The organism is Amycolatopsis sp. NPDC101161 (assembly GCF_044768185.1).
Classification (GTDB): domain Bacteria; phylum Actinomycetota; class Actinomycetes; order Mycobacteriales; family Pseudonocardiaceae; genus Amycolatopsis.
Window position 1 is genome coordinate 575,275 of the sequence record NZ_JBIWPI010000003.1, and the last position, 19,100, is coordinate 594,374.

Annotated in this window: 22 protein-coding genes; 9 read left to right on the forward strand and 13 right to left on the reverse strand. The window is 72.0% G+C overall.

Annotated features, from left to right (window positions below):
- Positions 1-37: 37 nt before the first annotated feature.
- The 6 genes from ACIRSS_RS24455 (at position 38) to ACIRSS_RS24480 (ending at position 3,524) form a co-directional block, all read left to right on the forward strand.
- On the forward strand, positions 38-205 hold the full coding sequence (locus tag ACIRSS_RS24455) for a hypothetical protein (RefSeq protein ID WP_400898635.1): 168 nt from the start codon (positions 38-40) through the stop codon (positions 203-205).
- A gap of 86 nt (positions 206-291) precedes the next feature.
- Positions 292-798 (forward strand): MauE/DoxX family redox-associated membrane protein, encoded by a 507-nt coding sequence (locus tag ACIRSS_RS24460; RefSeq protein ID WP_400898637.1) that lies wholly within the window; start codon positions 292-294, stop codon positions 796-798.
- The gene (locus ACIRSS_RS24465; RefSeq protein ID WP_400898639.1) at positions 798-1,295 is read left to right on the forward strand and encodes a TlpA family protein disulfide reductase; all 498 of its coding nucleotides are present in this window, start codon (positions 798-800) and stop codon (positions 1,293-1,295) included. The genes ACIRSS_RS24460 and ACIRSS_RS24465 overlap by 1 nt, the downstream gene beginning before the upstream one ends.
- Positions 1,296-1,298: 3 nt before the next feature.
- Positions 1,299-2,345 (forward strand): ABC transporter transmembrane domain-containing protein, encoded by a 1,047-nt coding sequence (locus ACIRSS_RS24470; RefSeq protein ID WP_400898641.1) that lies wholly within the window; start codon positions 1,299-1,301, stop codon positions 2,343-2,345.
- A 1-nt stretch (position 2,346) separates the two neighbouring features.
- On the forward strand, positions 2,347-3,105 hold the full coding sequence (locus tag ACIRSS_RS24475; protein ID WP_400898643.1) for an ABC transporter ATP-binding protein: 759 nt from the start codon (positions 2,347-2,349) through the stop codon (positions 3,103-3,105).
- Positions 3,102-3,524: a S26 family signal peptidase gene (locus ACIRSS_RS24480; RefSeq protein WP_400898645.1), complete on the forward strand. Its 423-nt coding sequence runs from the start codon at positions 3,102-3,104 to the stop codon at positions 3,522-3,524. Before ACIRSS_RS24475 ends, ACIRSS_RS24480 begins: the two co-directional genes overlap by 4 nt.
- Before the next feature lie 673 nt (positions 3,525-4,197).
- On the opposite strand, the gene ACIRSS_RS24485 is transcribed toward ACIRSS_RS24480, so the two are convergent.
- From ACIRSS_RS24485 to ACIRSS_RS24545, 13 genes are read right to left on the reverse strand one after another with little or no spacing between them, the layout of a single operon-like run.
- On the reverse strand, positions 4,198-4,686 hold the full coding sequence (locus ACIRSS_RS24485; protein WP_400898647.1) for an STAS domain-containing protein: 489 nt from the start codon (positions 4,684-4,686) through the stop codon (positions 4,198-4,200).
- Between the two features lie 46 nt (positions 4,687-4,732).
- Positions 4,733-5,665, reverse strand: a complete 933-nt coding sequence (locus ACIRSS_RS24490) for a PrsW family intramembrane metalloprotease (protein WP_400898649.1) — start codon at positions 5,663-5,665, stop codon at positions 4,733-4,735.
- On the reverse strand, positions 5,662-6,201 hold the full coding sequence (locus ACIRSS_RS24495) for an STAS domain-containing protein (RefSeq protein WP_400898651.1): 540 nt from the start codon (positions 6,199-6,201) through the stop codon (positions 5,662-5,664). Before ACIRSS_RS24495 ends, ACIRSS_RS24490 begins: the two co-directional genes overlap by 4 nt.
- Positions 6,202-6,217: 16 nt before the next feature.
- The gene (locus ACIRSS_RS24500; RefSeq protein ID WP_400898653.1) at positions 6,218-7,885 is read right to left on the reverse strand and encodes an FAD-dependent oxidoreductase; all 1,668 of its coding nucleotides are present in this window, start codon (positions 7,883-7,885) and stop codon (positions 6,218-6,220) included.
- Entirely contained in the window at positions 7,882-8,145 is a 264-nt protein-coding gene (locus ACIRSS_RS24505) for a UBP-type zinc finger domain-containing protein (protein WP_364583415.1), read from the reverse strand. Before ACIRSS_RS24505 ends, ACIRSS_RS24500 begins: the two co-directional genes overlap by 4 nt.
- A complete protein-coding gene (gene trxA, locus ACIRSS_RS24510) occupies positions 8,142-8,588 on the reverse strand; it encodes a thioredoxin (RefSeq protein WP_400898655.1) in 447 nt (148 codons plus the stop codon). The genes ACIRSS_RS24505 and trxA overlap by 4 nt, the downstream gene beginning before the upstream one ends.
- Positions 8,585-11,212, reverse strand: a complete 2,628-nt coding sequence (clpB, locus tag ACIRSS_RS24515; RefSeq protein ID WP_400898657.1) for an ATP-dependent chaperone ClpB — start codon at positions 11,210-11,212, stop codon at positions 8,585-8,587. Before clpB ends, trxA begins: the two co-directional genes overlap by 4 nt.
- Positions 11,203-11,499 (reverse strand): chaperone modulator CbpM, encoded by a 297-nt coding sequence (locus tag ACIRSS_RS24520; protein WP_400898659.1) that lies wholly within the window; start codon positions 11,497-11,499, stop codon positions 11,203-11,205. Before ACIRSS_RS24520 ends, clpB begins: the two co-directional genes overlap by 10 nt.
- Positions 11,499-12,419 carry a DnaJ C-terminal domain-containing protein gene (locus ACIRSS_RS24525; RefSeq protein ID WP_400898661.1) on the reverse strand — a complete coding sequence of 307 codons (921 nt, stop codon included), beginning with the start codon at positions 12,417-12,419 and terminating at the stop codon, positions 11,499-11,501. Before ACIRSS_RS24525 ends, ACIRSS_RS24520 begins: the two co-directional genes overlap by 1 nt.
- Positions 12,420-12,425: 6 nt before the next feature.
- Positions 12,426-12,983 (reverse strand): nucleotide exchange factor GrpE, encoded by a 558-nt coding sequence (locus ACIRSS_RS24530; RefSeq protein ID WP_400898663.1) that lies wholly within the window; start codon positions 12,981-12,983, stop codon positions 12,426-12,428.
- A gap of 7 nt (positions 12,984-12,990) precedes the next feature.
- The gene (gene dnaK, locus ACIRSS_RS24535) at positions 12,991-14,856 is read right to left on the reverse strand and encodes a molecular chaperone DnaK (RefSeq protein ID WP_400898665.1); all 1,866 of its coding nucleotides are present in this window, start codon (positions 14,854-14,856) and stop codon (positions 12,991-12,993) included.
- On the reverse strand, positions 14,856-15,365 hold the full coding sequence (locus tag ACIRSS_RS24540; protein WP_400898667.1) for a general stress protein: 510 nt from the start codon (positions 15,363-15,365) through the stop codon (positions 14,856-14,858). The genes dnaK and ACIRSS_RS24540 overlap by 1 nt, the downstream gene beginning before the upstream one ends.
- A 13-nt stretch (positions 15,366-15,378) precedes the next feature.
- The gene (locus ACIRSS_RS24545) at positions 15,379-15,855 is read right to left on the reverse strand and encodes an Hsp20/alpha crystallin family protein (protein ID WP_400898669.1); all 477 of its coding nucleotides are present in this window, start codon (positions 15,853-15,855) and stop codon (positions 15,379-15,381) included.
- Between the two features lie 270 nt (positions 15,856-16,125).
- On the opposite strand from ACIRSS_RS24545, the gene ACIRSS_RS24550 reads away from it, so the two are divergent.
- From ACIRSS_RS24550 to ACIRSS_RS24560, 3 genes are read left to right on the forward strand one after another with little or no spacing between them, the layout of a single operon-like run.
- Positions 16,126-17,817 (forward strand): PucR family transcriptional regulator, encoded by a 1,692-nt coding sequence (locus ACIRSS_RS24550; protein ID WP_400898671.1) that lies wholly within the window; start codon positions 16,126-16,128, stop codon positions 17,815-17,817.
- A 60-nt stretch (positions 17,818-17,877) separates the two neighbouring features.
- Positions 17,878-18,453, forward strand: a complete 576-nt coding sequence (locus tag ACIRSS_RS24555) for an MEDS domain-containing protein (RefSeq protein ID WP_400898673.1) — start codon at positions 17,878-17,880, stop codon at positions 18,451-18,453.
- Positions 18,450-19,049: an MEDS domain-containing protein gene (locus tag ACIRSS_RS24560; protein ID WP_400898675.1), complete on the forward strand. Its 600-nt coding sequence runs from the start codon at positions 18,450-18,452 to the stop codon at positions 19,047-19,049. Before ACIRSS_RS24555 ends, ACIRSS_RS24560 begins: the two co-directional genes overlap by 4 nt.
- Positions 19,050-19,100 lie beyond the last annotated feature (51 nt).

The window sequence follows — 19,100 nt, forward strand, 5'->3', positions numbered from 1 at the left end:
CCCGCACCGTGGACGTCCACCGTCGAAGGGAGAAATCATGGGGCGCCTGATCGACCGCGTGCTCACCCGGATCGTGCCCACCGCCAAGGCTTCCGCCTGCAGCGGCAACTACTTCTGCAACGCCGCGGGCCACCCCGGCTACTGGTACCGGTTCTGCTGCCCGCAGGACGGCTGCGAGTGGACCAAGGTCCGCAGCAGCTGCTGAGCACCGTCCCGGGCTTGCCGGGCGGTGTCCGCCTCCTTCCCCGCGGACACCGCCCGGCGTCGAAGGAGTGACGTCGAAGGAGTGCCATGGAGTACCTCCGGGCGGCCGCCGCGGCGCTGATCGCCGTGGTGTTCGCCGCCTCGTCGGTGGCGAAGCTGCGGGACTTCCGCGGGTTCGCGCGGTCGGTGCCCGTGCTGGTGCCGATGCCGGCGAGTTGGGTCCTGCCGGTGTCGGTGGCCGTCGTGACCGCCGAAGGGAGCATCGCGGCCCTCGCGGTCGTGCCCGCCACGGCGACGGTGGCGTTCATCCTCGCTGTCGGCTTGCTGCTGGCGTTCACCGCCGCCATCGCCGCTTCGCTACGCCGCGGCCGGCCCGCGCCGTGCCGCTGCTTCGGCGTGGCCGACACCCCGGTCGGACCGCGCCACCTGTTTCGCAACACCGCGCTGGCCGTCCTGGCCGTCCTCGGCGCGCTCGCGCCGGGGCACCTGCCGCCCGTCGCCGGGGCCGCCGTCGCGGTGGCGGCGGGTGTGGTGGCCGCCGTGCTCGTCATCGCGATGGATGACATCGCCGTCGTGTTCGCAAGGAGTTCCTGATGCCCTTCGTCGTCGCCGCCCTGGTGCTGCTCGGCCTGCTGTGCCTGGTGAACCTGCTCCTGACCGTCGGGATCCTGCGCCGGATGCGGGCCCAGAGCGCCGCCGAGACGCTCTTCGCGCTGCGTCCGGGTTCGGCCGTCGGCGAGTTCGCCGCCACCACGACCGACGGCGAGCCGGTCACCACCGCCACGCTGACCGGCACGGTGGCGTTCTTCTCCGCCGACTGCGCGGCTTGCCACGACGCTCTCCCGGATTTCCTCGCCTACGCCCGCGATCAGGGCCGGGACAACGTCTTCGCCGTCTTCGGCGGCGACGAGCCGGAAACCGTGCGCGCGCTCGCCGAGGTCGCGCGGGTGGTGCCGGCGGACCTCGACGGCGGCCCGGTGGCCGCCGCGTTCCGCAACACCTGGACCCCCGCGCTGTACGTGGTGGCCGACGGGCGGGTGGTCGCGACCGCGGGGCGGGTGCCCGAGCTGCCCGTGCCCGCCGGGCGCTGACCGGTGCGCGAACCGGTGCGCGAACCGGACCGGCGGATCGGCGCGGACCAGGTGCGGGCGGCCGGCGCGGCCGCCGCCGTGCTGCTGTGGCGGTCCGGCCCGGCGCGGCTGGCCGGGCTCCTGGTCATGACGGCGGCCGCGGCGACCGCGCCGATCGCCACCGCCTGGCTGACCAAGCTCGTCCTCGACCGGCTCGTCGGGCGCACCGGCGCGGTCGGCGGCCTCGCGGCGGCGCTGGCGTTCGCTGGGCTCGCCGTCGCCGCGCTGCCGGTGGTGGTCCACTACGTCCGCGCGCAGATCGGCCGCGCGGCGAGCGCGGTCGCCACCGACCGGCTGTTCGCCGCGCTGGGCCGTCAGGTCGGGTTGCGCACCTTCGAGGACCCGGCCTACCAGGACCGGCTGCGGCTGGCCCAGGAGAGCTGCGGCCGGGTGCCGGAGATCGTCGACGGCGTCGGCGGCACGCTCAGCGGAACCCTTTCGCTGGCCGGGTTCCTCGGCTCGCTGCTCGTGCTGAGCCCGGCGATGACCGGCGTCGTGCTGGCCGCCGCGATCCCCGCGTTGCTCGCCGAACTGCTGCTGGCCCGGCGCCGCGCCGCCGTGGAATGGCGCGTCGAGCGGTTCGCCCGGCGCGAGTTCTTCTACAGCCAGCTGCTCACCGGGGTCGCCGCCGCGACCGAGATCCGGCTGTTCGGCATCGGGGCGTTCCTGCGCGCCCGGCTGATGGACGAGCGCCGCAGCGCCAACGACGCGCAGCGCCGCATGGACCAACGCGAGCTGTGGACCATGGGCGGGCTGACGGCGCTGAGCGCGGCCGTCGCCGGTGCGGGGCTGTGGTGGGCGATCACGTCGGCGGCGAGCGGGTCGCTCAGCGCCGGCGACGTGTCGATGTTCGTGGCCGCCGTCGCCGGGGTGCGCGTCGGCGATCGCCAACGGCCAGGCCCGGCTGCTGTCGTTCGCGCACTACGTCGCCGTGGTCCGCGCGGAACCCGATCTGCCGAGCGGATCCGGTGCCGCGGCGCCGGCGTTGCGCCAGGGGCTCGAGCTGCGTGACGTGTGGTTCCGGTACAGCGACGAGCACCCGTGGGTGCTGCGCGGGGTGGACCTCACCATCCCGCACGGCGCGGCGGTCGCCCTCGTCGGCCTCAACGGCGCGGGCAAGAGCACGCTCGTGAAGCTGTTGTGCCGCATGTACGACCCGACGCGCGGGCGGATCCTCTGGGACGGGGTGGACCTGCGCGACCTCCCGCCCGCGTCGCTGCGCGAGCGGATCAGCGCCGTGTTCCAGGACCACATGAACTACGACATGACCGCGGCCGAGAACATCGGCCTCGGCGAGCTGTCCGCGCTGGACGACCGCGACCGGCTGGTGGCCGCCGCGACGCGGGCGGGCGCGCACGACCGGATCGCCGCGCTGCCGCGCGGGTACGACACGCCGTTGACCCGGATCTTCGAGCTCGGCGAGGACACCTCGACCGGCGTGGTGCTCTCCGGCGGGCAGTGGCAGCGCCTGGCGCTGGCCCGCTCGCTCGTCCGGGAGGGGCGGGATTTGATGATCCTGGACGAGCCGAGCTCCGGTCTCGACCCGGAGGCCGAACACGAGGTGCACGCGCGCATCCGCGAGCACCGGCGAGGCCGCACGAGCCTGCTCATCTCCCACCGGCTGAGCGCGGTGCGCGCCGCCGACCGCATCGCCGTCCTCGAGGACGGCCGGATCGCCGAGCTGGGCACGCACGAAACCCTGCTCGCCGACGGCCGCGGCTACGCGCGCCTGTTCCGCCTGCAGGCCGACGGCTACCAGGCCGTGCCGTGAGAGTCCTGGTCCTCGCCGGACTGCTGGCCGCCGCCGTGGTGCGCCGCGCGCTGATCCTGACCACAGTGGACGGTGCCAGCATGACCCCGGCCCTACGCTCCGGCGACCGGGTCCTGGTGCGCCGCACCCGCCGCCCCCGGCGCGGTCAGGTGGCCCTGCTGCGCTACCCGCCCTTGCCGAGCGGAGCGCCGGCGGGGGACCAGCTGCTGCTGAAACGCGTGGTGGCGGTAGCGGGCGACCGCCTGCCGCCCGCCTGGGCAGACCCGGACGTGCACGGCCTCGGAGGTGCGTCGGTGCCCCCGGGCTGCACCGTCGTCCTGGGTGACAACCGGCCGTCCAGCTGGGATTCCCGGCACTACGGGTTCGTGCCGAGGGAGCGGCTGGTCGGCGTGGTCGTGCGGCGGGTCTTCGGCGAGTGACTCGTCGGGGGGCGCCGGCGTAGCTGGTGGCGACGGCTGGGCCGGGCGCCCGCGCCGCCTTGGTCCCGTTCGCCTCTTCGGCGGAGATGAGGTCGATCGCGTTCGGGCCGAGCAGTCGGACGCCGTCGACCGTGCCGCCCCGGCAGAACCCGGTCGCGTCGAGGACCGTGTGGTTCCCTCCCTCGCTCAGGCGTGGTCCAAGCCGAGGTGCTCGCGCGAGGTCGTCGCTCGCGTCGGCCGGGACCAGGTCGTCGATCGCTGCCGCCACGGTCGCGGGTGGACAGTTCTTCGCCTCGGCCAGCTGCCGCCATTCGCGGGCGGTGGCCAGCGCGTCGCGGTACATGCGGATGCTGGCGCGGCCGGGCGCGATCGTGGTCCCGTCGATCACGGGATCCAGCTCCCTGGCCGGGGATCACTTGACGCCCGACCGGGAAGCGAGAAGCGCGGAGGGTCCACGACCAGGCCGGGCGTCGCCAGGGGGCATTCGACCTCGGTAAGCGCGTACGCGAAGGACAGCTCGATGAAAATGACTGCTGGACGCCGCTGTCAGTGGTAGAACCGGGTTGTTTCTGTGAGTGGCTCTCGGCCGACGTCGATTCCGTTGATCGCCGCGGTGGGGGTTGGCGTAGAAGCTGAGCATTCCCTGGGGACAGCTGGCCACTTGGATGCGCCTCTAGGACGCCGGTTTGGCCGACAGGCAGGCGCGGGCTTCGGCGACGGTGTGCTTGATGGTGATCTCGCGGTTGAGGGCCGTCAGTTGTAGGTGCCGGAGCATCGTGCGCTGGGCGCTCACCAGGTAGAACGCGACGCCCGCGGAGCCGGCCGCGTGGGCGAAGATCTGGAGCGCCGCCAGTCCGGAGGACGAGAGAAACGCGACCTGGTCGAGGTCGGCGATGACCGCGGTCGGGGGGCCGGTGAGGGTCGATTCGAGGTGCTGGGCGAAGGTGTGGGCCGTGGCCAGGTCGATCTCGCCGGACGCGGTCGCCAGGACCACGCCGGCGTCGCGGGTGATCGACAGCGCCAGTTTGCCCCGGCTGGAACGTCTTGCCGAGTCAGCGTGCGGATGAGCACGGGCGCGTTCGCCGTCCGGCGCGGGGAATCCGGGCCGTAACGTCGCGTGCACCCGTTGCGGTGGGGTGGGCAAGCCGAGCAGACGGTGCATTCCTGTGCTCCTTTTCCTGAAACTCGTGGCCTTCGCGTAGTGCCGGTCAATACCTTCCGACCGCCGGCGTGCGCGCGGCCGGGATCCGGTACGTCCAGTGGGGTGCCCGGCGGCGCTCCCGCCGCGACCGGCGGACCAGGACCAGCAGCCACAGCACGCCGATCAGGGCGATCACGCCCTCGCCCGTCCAGGTCAGCACCGTGTACACCGTCGTCACGTCCTCGGGCGGTACGACGAGGCCGCGCGGGTCGTACTCCGCCACCTGGCCGGTCAGCACCAGGGTGATCACCAGGGCGATGGACGACATGGAATCCCACAGCGCGTGCAGCAGCGCGACGCCGAGGAAGGCCAGCGCCAAGCGCAGGCTCAGCACGAAGTGCTCGCGCGTGCTCCACGCGAACAGCAGCCCGCCCAGGATGGCGGTCCACAGCCCGTGCCCGACCGGTGCGAGCAGCCCGCGCAGCAGCTCGGTCGTGACCAGGTCGGTCAGCGACAGGCCGTGGGCGGTGAACAACGACGTGAGCGCGTAGCCCGCGGATTCGAAGGCGGAGAAGCCGAACCCGACCGTGGCGCCGAGGATCATCCCGTCCCGCATGGACTTCACGACCAGGCCGCGCGTCAGCAGGGCGAGGGCGATCAGCTTGACCGCCTCCTCGATGAGCCCGACCCACAGGTACAGCCACGTCGACGGGTACAGCAGGTAGGCCTCCAGCACCGAAGCGCCGAGAACGCCCAGCACCCCGCCGACGAGGAAGGTCCGGAACACCAGCTCGGCGGTGATCTCGCCGGAGTCGCGGCGCTCGAACGCCCACGCCACGAACGTCACCGGCACCAGGAAGCTGCCGAGCAGCACGAGCGTGGGCAGCAGGTTCGGGTTGCCGGTCGCGTACGTCACGATGACCGAGAGCACCCACAGCAGCAGGCCGACCACGAAGATCCGGGCCCAGGTCCGCCGGTGGTGGCGGCTGACGGTGGTCATCGGCGCCTCCCGAACCGCTCGCCGCGACCGGTGGCCCCGGTGTCGACGAACGCGCGGAAGCGGGCGGGGGAGCCGGGTTCGGCGACCCCCTCGAAGCCCTGGGGGCAGCGCAGCGCCGCCCACCTCCGCAGGCCGCTCTCGAAGGCGGCGCGGTACTGCGCGAAAACCTCGCCGAGCGCCTCGTCGTCCAGCTCGTACAGCACCGGCGGGGTCAGCCCGATCAGTTCCAGCGCACCGCCGCCGGTGGTCAGCCGGTCGCCGAAGCGGCGCAGCAGGCCGAGGAGGTCGTCGCCGGGGCGTTCGACCCGGGAGAGGTCGATGACGAAGTGGCGGGCGCCCGCGTGGACGAGCCCGGCGAGGTACCCCGCGAGGGTCGGCAACGCCGGCGCGTCCGTCCGGCCGGCGATCGCGACGACGGTGTAGCGCCCCGGGTGCAGGGTGGAGCTGATGGTGAGCTCGGACGGGGGTGCCGCGCGGCTGATCAGCCCGTCCAATTCCGCGAGCGCGATGGGCGGGTGGGAAAGCCTGGTGGTCATGGGAGTCCTCCCGTTGTCAGGGTTCTTGCGCGAGGTGCTCGTGCACCAGTCGGACGGCCATGGCGCCTTCGCCCACCGCCGAGGCCACCCGCTTCACCGAGCCGTGCCGGACGTCGCCGACGGCGAACACACCGGGGCTGCTCGTCTCCAGCGGCAACGGCGCCCGCGAGATCCCGGCCGCCTGGAACGCGCCGGCGTCGGAGCCGGTGAGCACGAACCCGTCCGCGTCGAGCGCGATGTGGCCGGACAGCCAGCGCGTGTGGGGAGCGGCCCCGATGAAGACGAACAACGCGCGGGCGGCGAGCCGGGTCCGTTCGTGCGTGCGGTTGTCCTCGACCTCGACGCCCGACATCGCCTTGCCGTCCTCGGCGATCTCGCGGACCTCGGTGTGCAGGTGGACCTGGACGCGCGGGTGCCGCTCCACCTGGTCGACCAGGTAGCGCGACATGTTCGCGCCGAGATCGCCGCCGCGCACCAGCAGGTGCACCACGGGCGAGGTCCCCGCCAGGAACACCGCGGCCTGTCCCGCGGAGTTGCCGCCGCCGACCACCGCGACCGGGTCCGCCCGGCACTGCCGGGCCTCCTCCGGCGTCGCCGCGTAGTAGACGCACGTGCCTTCGAGGTGCTCGAGCCTCGGGATGGGCAGCCGCCGGTACCGGGCGCCGGTCGCGATGATCACCGTCCGCGTGACGACTTCGGTGCCGTCGTCGAAACCGACCGCGTACAGCCCGCCCCGCGGTTCGAGCGTGCGTGCTTCGCCCGGGACGTCGACCCGGACGCCGAACTTGGCCGCCTGGATCACCGACCGCTCGGCCAGCTCCGCCCCCGAGATCCCGGACGGGAAGCCGAGGTAGTTCTCGATCCGCGACGTGGTGCCCGCCTGCCCGCCGGCCGCGACGGCGTCGAACGCCGACGTCGCGAGCCCTTCGGAGGCGGCGTAGACGACGGCCGCGAGCCCGCCGGGCCCGGCACCGACCACGAGCATGTCGCGCACGCCGGCCCGGGGTTCCTGGTGCCGCAGCCCGACCGCGCGCGCCAGTTCGGCGTTGCTCGGGTTGCGCAGCACGCCGGCGCCGGGCAGCACCACCACCGGGGTCTGGTCGACCGTGACGCCGAGCCGGCGCAGCAGCGCCTCGGCCCCGCGGTCCTGGTCGAGGTCGTCCAGGCGGTAGGGCAGGCGGTTGCGGGCCACGAACTCCAGCAGCCGCCGGGTGTCCGGCGAGTAGCACGAGCCGACGATCCGCAGCCCGTCGCCGGAGCCGATGATGAGGGCGCGGCGGACGAGGTAGGCCCGCAGGATCAGGTCGCCGAGGACCGGGTCGCCGGTCACCAGCCGCTTCAGCTCGTCGATCGGGACGACGAGCACCTCGCCGGGTTCGGCGGCGACGGCGGTGAAGAACGACGGCTGCCCTTCGAGCAGGCCCAGTTCGCCGAGGAACCGCCCGGGACCGTGGACGCGCACGGTTCTGGTCTCGTCCCCTTCGGTGTGCTGGATGGCGACCTTGCCGCTCAGGACGACGTACCAGTCCGACGAGCGTTCTCCTTGCGCGTAGAGCACTTCACCCGGCCGCACCGGCCGGCGCTCGCCCGCGGCGGAGAGCGTCTCGAGCTGCTCGTGGGTCAGCCGGGGGAACGCGCCGTGCGGATCCGGCGTCTCGACGAGGTCCTGCGCCGCGACCGTCATACGAACGCCTCGTGCGCGTAGCACCAACGCCAGTTCTCGCCGGGCTCGAACGAGCGCACGATGGGGTGGCCGATGGCGTGGGCGTGCCGGCGCGCGTGCCTCATCGGCGAAGAGTCGCAACAGCCGACGTGCCCGCAGGTCAGGCACAGCCGCAGGTGCACCCACGCGGTCCCGGCGGCGAGGCACTCCTGGCAGCCTTGGGGAGTCCGGGGCACCACCTCTCGGACGAGAGCCAGGTGCGGGTCGGTGACGGTGGTCATGTCTTCGCCTCCTCCGGCGAGTTCAGTGCTTGGTCGAGCCACTCGCGCAGAACGTTTTCCGGCGCCGCGCCGGCCTGCCGCCGGACGACCTCGCCGCCGCGGAGCACCAGGAGGGTCGGCACGGCCATGACGTCGAACCGGCGTGCCGTCGCCGGTGCCTTGTCGACGTCGACCTTGACGAGCTTCACCTTCCCGGCCCGCGCGCGGGCGAGCCGGTCCAGCGCCGGGCTCACCGACCGGCAGGGGCCGCACCAGGTGGCCCAGAGGTCGACGAGCACCGGGAGGCCGGCCTGCTCGGCGATCGGCGCGAAGTCGGCGTCGCCCGCGTCGACCACCCACGGCAGCGGCTGGTGGCAGTTCCCGCACTTCGGTGTTCCGTCGGCGGCGACGGGAATCCGGTTGCTCTTCCCGCAGTGCTCGCAGGCGACGACTACGGTCCTCATGCTGCCTCCTGTCCGGCGGCGCGGAAGTCGACGGTCAGGTCACCGTCGACCGCGTCGACCACGATCACCAGCCCCTCGGTCAGCTCGCCGCGCAGCAGCGCGCGCCCGATCCGCGTCTCGACCTCGTGGGAGATGTAGCGGCGCAACGGCCGGGCGCCGTACACGGGGTCGAACCCGCGCCGGGCGATGAACTGCCGCGCCGCGGGGGTGAGCTCGACCGTGATGCCCTGTTCGGCCAGCCGGTGGCGCAGCTCGTCGAACTGCAGGTCGACGATCCGCTCGATCTCGGCCGGCCCGAGCGGGGTGAACAGCACGGTGTCGTCGACGCGGTTGAGGAACTCGGGCCGGAAGTGGTGGCGCAGTTCGGCCAGTACGGCGTCCCGGGCTTCCGGCTTGATCTCACCGGTGGTGGTGACGCCGTCGAGCAGGTGCTGCGAGCCGATGTTGGAGGTCATGATGATCACCGTGTTGCGGAAGTCGACGGTACGGCCCTGCGAGTCGGTGATCCGGCCGTCGTCGAGCACCTGCAGCAGCGTGTTGAACACGTCCGGGTGGGCCTTCTCGATCTCGTCGAACAGCACGACCGAGTAAGGCTTGCGCCGCACGGCTTCGGTGAGCTGGCCGCCCTCGTCGTAACCGACGTAACCCGGGGGAGCGCCCAGCAGCCGCGAGACGGTGTGCCGCTCCTGGTACTCGCTCATGTCGAGCCGGACCATGTTGTCCTCGCTGTCGAACAGGGCCGCCGCCAGCGTCTTGGCCAGCTCGGTCTTCCCGACCCCGGTCGGGCCGAGGAAGATGAACGACCCGATCGGCTTGCGCGGGTCGCGAATCCCCGACCGGGCCCGGATGACCGCGTCGGCGACCAGCCGGACGGCTTCGTCCTGGCCGATCACCCGCTCGTGCAGGATTTCGTCCAGGCGCAGCAGTTTTTCGCGCTCGCCTTCCTGCAGCCGGGAGACCGGGATGCCGGTCCACGAGGCGACGATCTCGGCGATCTCGTCCTCGGTGACGACTTCGCGCAGCAGCCGGTTCCGGCCTTGCTTGCCCGCGAGCTGCTCTTCTTCCGCGGCCAGCCGGCGCTCGGCTTCGGTGATCTCGCCGTAGCGCAGCTCGGCCGCGCGGTTGAGGTCGTAGTTGCGTTCCGCCTCTTCGGCTTCGTGGCGGAGCCGTTCGAGTTCGGACCGCAGCTCCTGGACCCGCCGGATCGCCTGCCGCTCGGCTTCCCACTGCGCCTTCTTCGAGTCCGCTTCGGCACGAAGATCCGCGACTTCCCGGTCGAGGTCCGCCAGCCGTGCCTTGCTGGCCTTGTCGGTTTCCTTGGACAGCGCGGCCTGCTCGATCTCCAGGCGGGTGACGCGCCGGGTGAGCTCGTCGAGCTCGGCGGGCATGGAGTCGATTTCCGTGCGCAGCCGCGCGCACGCCTCGTCGACGAGGTCGATCGCCTTGTCCGGCAGGAACCGGTCGGTGATGTAGCGGTGGGACAGGGTCGCGGCGGCGACGAGCGCGCCGTCCTGGATCTTGACCCCGTGGAACACCTCGAGCCGTTCCCGCAGTCCGCGCAGGATGGAGATGGTGTCCTCGACGGAGGGCTCGTCGACGACGACGGGCTGGAACCGGCGCTCCAGCGCGGCGTCCTTCTCGATGTGCTTGCGGTACTCGTCGAGCGTCGTCGCCCCGATCAGGTGGAGCTCGCCGCGCGCCAGCATCGGCTTGAGCATGTTCCCGGCGTCCATCGCGCCTTCGGTGGCGCCGGCCCCGACGACCGTGTGGAGCTCGTCGATGAAGAGCAGGATGCGTCCTTCTTCGGCTTTGACCTCGGCCAGCACGGCCTTGAGCCGCTCCTCGAATTCGCCGCGGTACTTCGCCCCGGCGACGAGCGCCCCCATGTCGAGCGAGAAGATCGTCTTGTCCCGCAGGCCTTCCGGCACGTCGCCGCGCACGATCCGCTGGGCGAGGCCCTCGACGATCGCCGTCTTGCCGACGCCCGGGTCGCCGATCAGCACGGGGTTGTTCTTCGTCTTCCGCGACAGGATCTGGATCACCCGGCGGATTTCGGCGTCCCGGCCGATGACCGGGTCGAGCTTGCCCGAGCGCGCGTCGGCGACCAGGTCCCGGCCGTACTTCTCCAGCGCCTCGTACGCGCCCTCCGGGGTGGCCGAGGTGACCCGCTGGTTGCCGCGGATCTTGGTCAGTGCCGTCAAGAACGACTCGCGCGTCACGCCGTGCCGGGTCAGCAGCCGTCCCGCGGCGGACTTCGCGCCCTCGTCGGCGAGGGCCAGCACGAGGTGTTCGACGGAGACGTATTCGTCCTTGAGCCGCTTGGCTTCCCGTTCGGCGGCGTCGAGCAGGCCGGCCAGGCGCCGGGTGAGGTAGACCTGCCCGGGCGTGGCGCCCGGGCCGGTCACCTTCGGCCGCCGCGCGACCTCCGCTTCGACGGCTTCGCGGAGACTGTCGACGTCCGCGCCCGCCTGCGTGAGCAGCCGGGGCGCCAGGCCGTCGGGCTGGTCGAGCAGCGCGAGCAGCAGGTGCTCGCCGTCGGTCTCGGTGTGGCCGTGGCGCTGCGCCACGCTCTGCGCCTCTTGCAGTGCTTCCTGCGACTTCTGGGTCAGCTTGCTCATGTCCATCGCCGATTGCTCCTGACTTGTCCTTCGAGGACGTCGATGCGGTCGAGCAGGTCGAGCACCAGCCCGATCGCCGCGTAGTTGAGGGGCAGGACGGCGTGCAGCCGCTGGATCCGGGCCACCCTGGCCATCGTCGACAAGGGGAAGCACGGGCGCCCGTTCGCGTCCGGGGTCGTCTCCACCAGGCCGAGCGCCGCGAACCGGCGGAGCAGCTCGGGGTGCAGCCCGGTGCGCGCGGCCACGGTCTCGAGGTCGAGCCGCGCCGGGCGGACGAGCACGTACCGCGCCATCAGGTCCTCCTGGGATCGAAGTCGGACACCGCGGCGAGCTCTTCGAACAGCTCGCGTTCCCGCTTGTTCGGGCGCTTCGGCACCATGATCTTGACCTCGGCGTAGAGGTCGCCGGGCTTGCCCTTCGGGTTCGGCATGCCCTCGCCGCGCAGCCGCAGCCGCCGTCCGCTGGACGATCCGGGGACGACCCGGGCCTTCACCTCGCCACCGGGGGTGGTGATCGGGACCGTGGCCCCGAGCGCGGCCTCCGACGGCGTCACCGGGAGCTCGACGTGGATGTCGCGCCCCTCGAGCCGGTACCGGCGGTCCGGCCGGACGCGGACGACCAGGTACAGGTCCCCTGGGGCGGCGTTGCCCGAGCCCCGGCCGCCCTGGCCGGCCAGCCGGATGCGCTGGCCGTCGAGCACGCCCGGCGGGATCGTCACGTCGTACTCGCGGGCACCGCCGAAGTTCAGGTGCCGCCGCCCGCCGCGGTAGGCCTCCTCGACGGACAGCTCCAGCTCGGCCTCCTGGTCCGCGCCCGGGACCGGGCCACCGCGCCCCCGGCCGCCGAAGAGACCGCCGAGGAGATCCTCGATGTCGACGCCTTCGAACCCCTCGAACCCTTCGAACCCGCCGCCGGAGGTGCTGTAGCGGACCCGGCCACCGCGCTGCCCGGCACCGGAGCCGGCGCCGACGCGCTGCTCCCAGTCGTCGGGCACCTGCCGGAAGTCGTCGCCGAACCGGTCGTACTTGCGCCGCTGCTCCGGGTCGGACAGGACCTGGTAGGCCTCGCTGACCTCCTTGAACCGCTCTTCGGCCTTCGGGTCCTTGTTGACGTCCGGGTGGTTCTCGCGAGCGAGTTTCCGGTACGCCCGCTGGAGTTCCTCGGCGCCGGCGTCACGGCCGACCCCGAGCGTGGCGTAGAAGTCCCGTGCCACGAGCGCTCACCCCCGCGGTTTCGCCACGGAGACCGCGGTCGGCCGCAGCTGCCCGTCGCCGGTCCCGTACCCGGGCCGCATCACGCGGGTCACCGTGTTCGGCTCGGCGCGCGGGTCGTCGTCGACGGCGACCACCTCGTGCCGGGCCGGGTCGAACGGGACGTCGCTTTCGTCGTCACGCTGGTACCCGAGGCCGGCCAGCAGCTGCACGGCCTGGTCGCGGATCGCCAGCACGCCCTGCACGATGGCGGCGGGGTCGGCCTGGGCGTGCGCGAGCGCCAGCTCGAGGTTGTCGAGGATCGGCAGGAAGGCGGCGGCGACCCGGGCGCGTTCGGCTTTGCGCGCGGCGGGCAGCTCCGCCGCGTACCGCTTGCGCTGGTTGTCGGCGTCGGCCGCCGCCCGGCGCCAGCGGTCCTCCAGCTCGGCGACCTTCGCCTCGAGCTCGGCGATCCGGTCCTGCCCCACCGCCGGAACGGGCGCGTCCTGGGGGCCGGACTCGGCGCCCGTCCCGGCGGCGTCCGCGGAGGGTGTCCCCGGCTCCGCGGATTTCCCTGTGGTGGCCATGGTTTCCTCACGCCCGGTCGAAGTCGGCGTCGATCACGTCGTCGTCTTCGGCGGGCGCTCGCTCCGGCGGCGGACCGCCGTCCCCGCCCGGCCGGGCCGCGGTGAGCCCCGCCAGAACCTGCTGCAGCTCCGACGTCAGCTCGCGCACCCGGTCCAGCGGCGCGTTCGACTGGACGGCTTCGCGTGCGTCGGTGACCAGCATCTCCGCGCGTGCCTTCTCGTGCGCCGGCGTCCGGTCCGTGATCGCCTTCTCGACCTGGTAGGCGGCCGTGTCCAGCAGGTTGCGCGCCTCGACCTCCTCGCGCAGGCGCTCGTCCTCGGTGCGGTTGCGCTCGGCCTCGGCGACCATCCGTTCGACCTCGGACTGGTCGAGGTTCGAGCTTTCGGTGATCGTGATGCTCTGCTCGGCACCGGTGTCCTTGTCGCGCGCGGTGACGTTGACGATGCCGTTCGCGTCGACGTCGAACGTCACCTCGATCTGCGCCTCGCCGCGCGGGGCCGGCCGGATGTCGGTGAGCTGGAACCGCCCGAGCACCCGGTTGTCGGCCGCGCGCTCGCGTTCGCCCTGCAGCACCACGACGTCGACGGCGGGCTGGTTGTCCTCCGCGGTGGAGAACACCTCCGTGCGCCGCGCCGGGATCGTGGTGTTCCGCTCGATGATCTTCGTCATCACGCCACCACGGGTTTCGACGCCGAGGGACAGCGGGGTGACGTCGAGCAGCAGGACGTCCTTGACCTCGCCCTTGAGCACGCCGGCCTGCACGGCGGCGCCGAGCGCGACGACCTCGTCCGGGTTGACGCTCATGTTCGGGTCCTTGCCGCCCGTGAGCCGGCGAACCAGGCTCTGCACGGCGGGGATCCGGGTCGAGCCGCCGACGAGGATGACCTCGTCGATGTCGTTCGCGCTCACCTTGGCGTCGGACATCGCCTGTTGCACCGGGCCGAGGCAGCGCTCCACGAGGTCCGCGGTGATCTGCTCGAACTCCGAGCGCCGGATGGTGGTGGTCAGGTGCTTCGGCCCGCTCGCGTCGGCCGTGATGAACGGCAGGTTGACGCTCGTCTGGCTGACCGAGGACAGCTCGACCTTGGCCTTCTCCGCCGCTTCGAACAGCCGCTGCAGTGCCTGCGCGTCCTGCCGCAGGTCGATGCCGTTGTCGGACCGGAACCGGTCGGCGAGGAAGTCCACGATCCGGCGGTCGAAGTCGTCGCCGCCGAGGTGGCTGTCCCCGGCGGTCGACCGGACCTCGACCACGCCGTCGCCGACGTCGAGAAGGCTCACGTCGAACGTGCCACCGCCGAGGTCGAACACCAGCACGGTCTCGTGCTGCTGGGAGTCCAGCCCGTAGGCCAGCGCGGCCGCGGTCGGCTCGTTGATGATCCGCAGGACGGTCAGCCCGGCGATCTTCCCGGCGTCCTTGGTGGCCTGCCGCTGCGCGTCGTTGAAGTACGCGGGCACGGTGATCACGGCCTCGGTCACCCGCTCACCGAGGTTCTTGCCCGCGTCGTCGGCCAGCTTGCGCAGCACCTGCGCGCTGATCTCCTCCGGCGAGTAGAGCTTGCCGCGGATGTCGAAGCGGACGACGCCGCCCTCTCCCTCGACGACGTCGAACCCGACCGCCTTGGCCTCGTCGGACACCTCGTCGAACTTGCGGCCGATGAACCGCTTCGCCGAGTAGATGGTGCCCTTCGGGTTGAGGATCGCCTGGCGGCGGGCGAGCTGCCCGACCAGCCGTTCACCGCTTTCGGTGAACCCGACGACCGAGGGGGTCGTCCGGGCACCCTCCGTGTTGGGGATGACCCTCGGCTCACCGCCTTCCCAGACGGCGATCACCGAGTTGGTGGTGCCGAGGTCGATTCCGACCGCCCTGGCCATCACGCACCTCCTGACTCGGCGGGCAGCTTCGCCAGCAATGCCCGGGCCTCATCGGCCACTTCGGCGTCGGCGACGACCTCGTAGCGGGTGGGCGTCATCGCGCGGACCGACGCGAAGTCACGGCGGCCGCGTTGCATCGCGTGCGTGACCAGCCCGAAGACCGCCCCGACGATCGCGCCGAAGACCAGCCCGTAGAGCGCGAGCGTCAGCGTGGCCAGGACCGGGGTGAACCAGTTGAACAGGCCGAACAGCCAGCCGATCAGGAGCCCGGTCAGCGCTCCGGAGCCGGCGCCGCGCAGGGCGGCGCCGCCGAGGCCGAGCCGGCCGATGACCTGCTCGACGAGCTGCACGTCGCGGCCGATGATGGCCGTCCGCTGCACCGGGAACCCCTGGTCGGAAAGGTAGTCGACGACCCGCTCCGCCTCGCTGTAGTCGTCGTACGAGGCGATGGGGACACGTTCGGCGGCGTGACGGGGTGCAGGCGCGGTCGCGCCCGGCTGTGCGGTCATGGTGGTTCGCCTCCTAGGCGTTCGCGTGTTCTTCGGCTCGAGCCTGCGCGGGGGCGCCCGCGCGATCGTCGGTGAGCTGGCGCCGCTCGTCGTGGCTCCCGATTTCGACGCGGCGGGGTTTGCTCGACTCGGCCACGGGGATCCGCAGCGTGAGAACGCCGCGCTCGAAGTCGGCCGACAGCTTGGAGGTGTCCAGGTTGTCCCCGAGGAACAACTGGCGGCTGAACTCGCCCTGCGGCCGCTCGTCGATGATCAGCTCGGCGTCCTCGCCGCGGGCCGGCCGGCGGGTCGCCCGCACGGTGACGACATTGCGTTCGACGGACACGTCGACCTCGTCCGGGTCGACGCCCGGCAGGTCGAGCGCGACCTGGAATTCGTCGCCGCGGCGGAACGCCTCCATCGGCATGGCGCGTGGGGCCGTGCGCCCGCTCAGCACCTGTTCGCTCACCCGCTCCCAATCACGGAAGGGATCGAAGCGCATCAGTGTCATGATCTTGTCCCAATCCGGGACGGATCGTCCTACCGGGAGTGTCCGATCCGAACCGATTTCGCGTTGGTTTGCCCGGCGGGCAGGCTTTTCCGCGTGCCAGGCCCGGTGTGCGGCGACGGGGCGTGCCTGTCCGATGCGTCCACCGTGGCAAAGGCGCCCACCGCCCGCGTGCGCCCGGCAGGCCGAATTTCCGGGGGGTTTGTCGGCCCGGCAGAACAGATGCAGACGGCGTAAGGTGCGAAACACCAGGTCGGGGTCGGGGAGGCCGAAATGACGCCCGAGGACGATACGGCCTCACGAGGCCAGGAAGCCAAGTCGGACAGCTGGTGGCGTGCGCAGCTGTCGAATCTCTACGGCCTCTTCGCGATTTCGATGATGATGTTCGACGGCCGCGAGGCGGCGGACATCATCCGGCTCGCCGCGACCTCGGTGCCGTCGCTGAGCGGTTGCACGACCGATGCGGCGTACCTCGTCGACGAGGACGGCAAGATCACCGCGCAGGACGGTGCGGAGGAGGCCCGTCCCGACCTCGCCGCGGAAGTCGGCAAGCTCCACGGGCAGAGCGGGCAGATCGAGCTCGCCGATGGCCACTGGCACTGGTGCTACGCGCTGCGGGGGCTGGGCGGCCTGACGGGCTACCTCGTGGTCCGGGCCGAGCAGTCCCCCTCCCGTGACGAGTTCTTCCTGCTCAACTCGCTCGGTCACCAGACCGCCGCGGCGCTGGCCAACTCCGCGCTGCTCAAGCGGGAGCGGCGGCAGTCGGTGGCGCTGCGGGAGCTCAACGACCAGCTGTCCACGTCGCTGGAGCGGCTCAAGCAGCAGACGCAGGTGCACGACGTGCTGTCCACCATCTCGGCCTCCGGGGCCGGCGAGCCGGGCATCGCGCACGCGCTGCACCAGCTGACCGCGCTGCCGGTAGCGATCGAGGATCGGTTCGGCAACCTGCGCACCTGGGGCGGTCCCGGCCGGCCGGACCCGTACCCGAAGGTCGCCGTGCACCGGCGCGAGGAGCTGCTCCGGCACGCCGCGACCCTGCCCGAACCGGTCCGCGTGAAGGACCGGCTCATCTCCCTGGTGAAGCCCCGGCACGAGGTGCTCGGCGTGCTCGCCTTGATCGACCCCGCGCGGACGGCCGGCGCGTACGAGGTGTTCGCGCTCGAGTACGGCTCGACCGTGCTGGCGCTGGAACTCTCGCACCAGCGCAGCCTGGCCGAGGTCGAGCTGCGCCTGCGCCGCGACCTCGTGGACGACCTCATCGCCGGAACCGACGACGAGAGCGCGTATGCCCGTGCCGAGGCGATCGGGCACGATCTTCGCCGTCCGCACCACGTGGTCGTGCTGCGGTGGGCCGGCGGCCTCGCCGACGACGTGGTCGCCGAGGCCACGGGACGCGCCGCGACGGCGCTCGGGCTCGAATCACTCGTGTCGCGCCACTCGGGCGCGGTCGTGCTGCTGGTCGCCGGGCGGCCGGACGGCGCGGTGCTGCACGCCTCGCTCTCGGAAAGCCTCGGTGCCGAGGGGGCGATCGGGATCGGCAGCCGCTGCGACACCCCGGAGCGGTTGCCCAAGTCCTACGCGGAAGCGGTGCGGGCGCTCGAGATCCGGCGCGGCTCGCAGACCCCGAACGGGGTCACCGGGATCGAACAGCTGGGGATCTACCGCATCCTCGACACCGGGCAGAACCACGGCGACGTCGTCGAGTTCGTCCGCGAGTGGCTCGGGAAGCTGCTCGACTACGACACCCACCGCAACGCCGAGCTGGTCACGACGCTCGCGCAGTACCTGGAGTGCGGCGGCAGCTACGGCGACACCGCCGCCGCGCTCATGATCCACCGGAGCACGCTGCGCTACCGGCTCGGGCGGATCCGGGAGATCACGGAGCTGGACCTCAACGACGTGGACAGCAGGCTGAACCTGCACCTCGCCACCCGGATGTGGCAGGTACTGCGCGGATCGCCGTGACCGGAGGTGACGATGGACCAGCACGATCGGACCGATCGCGAGGTGACCCTCGGCGGAGTCGTGCTCGCGCCGGGTGACCACCTCTGCGTCTTCCACCGGGGCAGAGCCGAGCGGGACCGCCTCCTGATCCCCTTCCTGGCCGAGGGCATGTGGGCGGGGGACGCCGTGCTCTACCTGGCCGCGGAGGGGGAGCGGGAGAACATCCGCGAGCGGCTCGCCCGCACCGGCGACCTCGTGCTGACCGAACCGGGCGGCGGCCACCTCCGGCACGGTGAGTTCGCGCCCGACGCGCTCTTCGCGATGCTGGACGGCTGGTCGCGGCGCAAGCTCGGCACCGGTCGCCGTCCGTTCGGCCGCATCGTCGGCGACATGAGCTGGGCCGCGCCCCGGCTGAATCCCGCGCTGATCGACGCACTCCTCGCCGAAGAGGTCGCCGTGACCGCCTGGGGGGAGGATTTCCCGCAGGTCGTTCTGTGCTTCTACGACCTGGATTTGTTCGGCGGCGACTTGATCCTCCCGTTGATCAAGGTGCATCCGAAGGTCTGGATGGCCGGAACGCTCGTCGAAAACCCCTATTACGTTTCATCGACGGAGAACGGGTACCGCCCGGGCTTCGAACGGAGGATTCCGTCGTGACCGCTTCCCGCAAGTTCGGCACCCCCGGCGTCGTCATCGAGCCGGGGCAGCACATCTGCGCACTGCACGTGGGCGAGGAAGATCGGGACCGCGTCCTCCTGCCCTTCCTGAGCGAAGGCTTGCGCGCCGGCGAAAAGTGCCTGTTCGGGGTGCACGAAGACGAGGTCGGGGGTTTTCTCGACCGGCTCGGCGAGGACGTCGACGACATCGGGGCGCGCGTCGACTCGGCGCAGCTGGACATCCGGGCCGCGGGGGACACGCTGCTGGCGCCGGACGACTTCACCGTGGACCGGATCATCGACTTCTGGGACGAGGCCGTGTCCACCGCGATGGCCGCGGGCTACCCGTTCGTCCGGCTCGGCGCGGAGGCGCGCTGGTGGCACCCGCAGCTGCCCGGGATGACCGAGCTGTTCCGGTACGAGGCCGCGTTGAACGACTTCACCAGCCGCTACCCGCAGGCGATCCTGTGCGTGTACGACATCTCGCGCTACCGCGAGAACATCGTGGTCGACCTGCTCAAGACGCACCCGCAGGTGCTGATGTGCGGAGTGCTGCTGGAGAACCCGTACTACTCGTCGCCGGCGACCCTGGTCTAGCCCTCCCTCCGTTCCTCCCCGTGTGAAAGGTGACTCGGCGGGTACGCGACC

What these genes read in the sequence shown, in the direction of transcription:
- ACIRSS_RS24495 (WP_400898651.1), bottom strand. Translation starts at nt 6,201, where the DNA reads ATGACCACCAGGCTTTCCCACCCGCCCATCGCGCTCGCGGAATTGGAC.
- ACIRSS_RS24465 (WP_400898639.1), top strand. Translation starts at nt 798, where the DNA reads ATGCCCTTCGTCGTCGCCGCCCTGGTGCTGCTCGGCCTGCTGTGCCTG.
- ACIRSS_RS24540 (WP_400898667.1), bottom strand. Translation starts at nt 15,365, where the DNA reads ATGACCGCACAGCCGGGCGCGACCGCGCCTGCACCCCGTCACGCCGCC.
- ACIRSS_RS24455 (WP_400898635.1), top strand. Translation starts at nt 38, where the DNA reads ATGGGGCGCCTGATCGACCGCGTGCTCACCCGGATCGTGCCCACCGCC.
- ACIRSS_RS24490 (WP_400898649.1), bottom strand. Translation starts at nt 5,665, where the DNA reads ATGACCACCGTCAGCCGCCACCACCGGCGGACCTGGGCCCGGATCTTC.
- trxA (WP_400898655.1), bottom strand. Translation starts at nt 8,588, where the DNA reads ATGAGGACCGTAGTCGTCGCCTGCGAGCACTGCGGGAAGAGCAACCGG.
- dnaK (WP_400898665.1), bottom strand. Translation starts at nt 14,856, where the DNA reads ATGGCCAGGGCGGTCGGAATCGACCTCGGCACCACCAACTCGGTGATC.
- clpB (WP_400898657.1), bottom strand. Translation starts at nt 11,212, where the DNA reads ATGGACATGAGCAAGCTGACCCAGAAGTCGCAGGAAGCACTGCAAGAG.
- ACIRSS_RS24545 (WP_400898669.1), bottom strand. Translation starts at nt 15,855, where the DNA reads ATGACACTGATGCGCTTCGATCCCTTCCGTGATTGGGAGCGGGTGAGC.
- ACIRSS_RS24505 (WP_364583415.1), bottom strand. Translation starts at nt 8,145, where the DNA reads ATGACCACCGTCACCGACCCGCACCTGGCTCTCGTCCGAGAGGTGGTG.
- ACIRSS_RS24485 (WP_400898647.1), bottom strand. Translation starts at nt 4,686, where the DNA reads ATGCACCGTCTGCTCGGCTTGCCCACCCCACCGCAACGGGTGCACGCG.
- ACIRSS_RS24520 (WP_400898659.1), bottom strand. Translation starts at nt 11,499, where the DNA reads ATGGCGCGGTACGTGCTCGTCCGCCCGGCGCGGCTCGACCTCGAGACC.
- ACIRSS_RS24530 (WP_400898663.1), bottom strand. Translation starts at nt 12,983, where the DNA reads ATGGCCACCACAGGGAAATCCGCGGAGCCGGGGACACCCTCCGCGGAC.
- ACIRSS_RS24550 (WP_400898671.1), top strand. Translation starts at nt 16,126, where the DNA reads ATGACGCCCGAGGACGATACGGCCTCACGAGGCCAGGAAGCCAAGTCG.
- ACIRSS_RS24500 (WP_400898653.1), bottom strand. Translation starts at nt 7,885, where the DNA reads ATGACGGTCGCGGCGCAGGACCTCGTCGAGACGCCGGATCCGCACGGC.
- ACIRSS_RS24460 (WP_400898637.1), top strand. Translation starts at nt 292, where the DNA reads ATGGAGTACCTCCGGGCGGCCGCCGCGGCGCTGATCGCCGTGGTGTTC.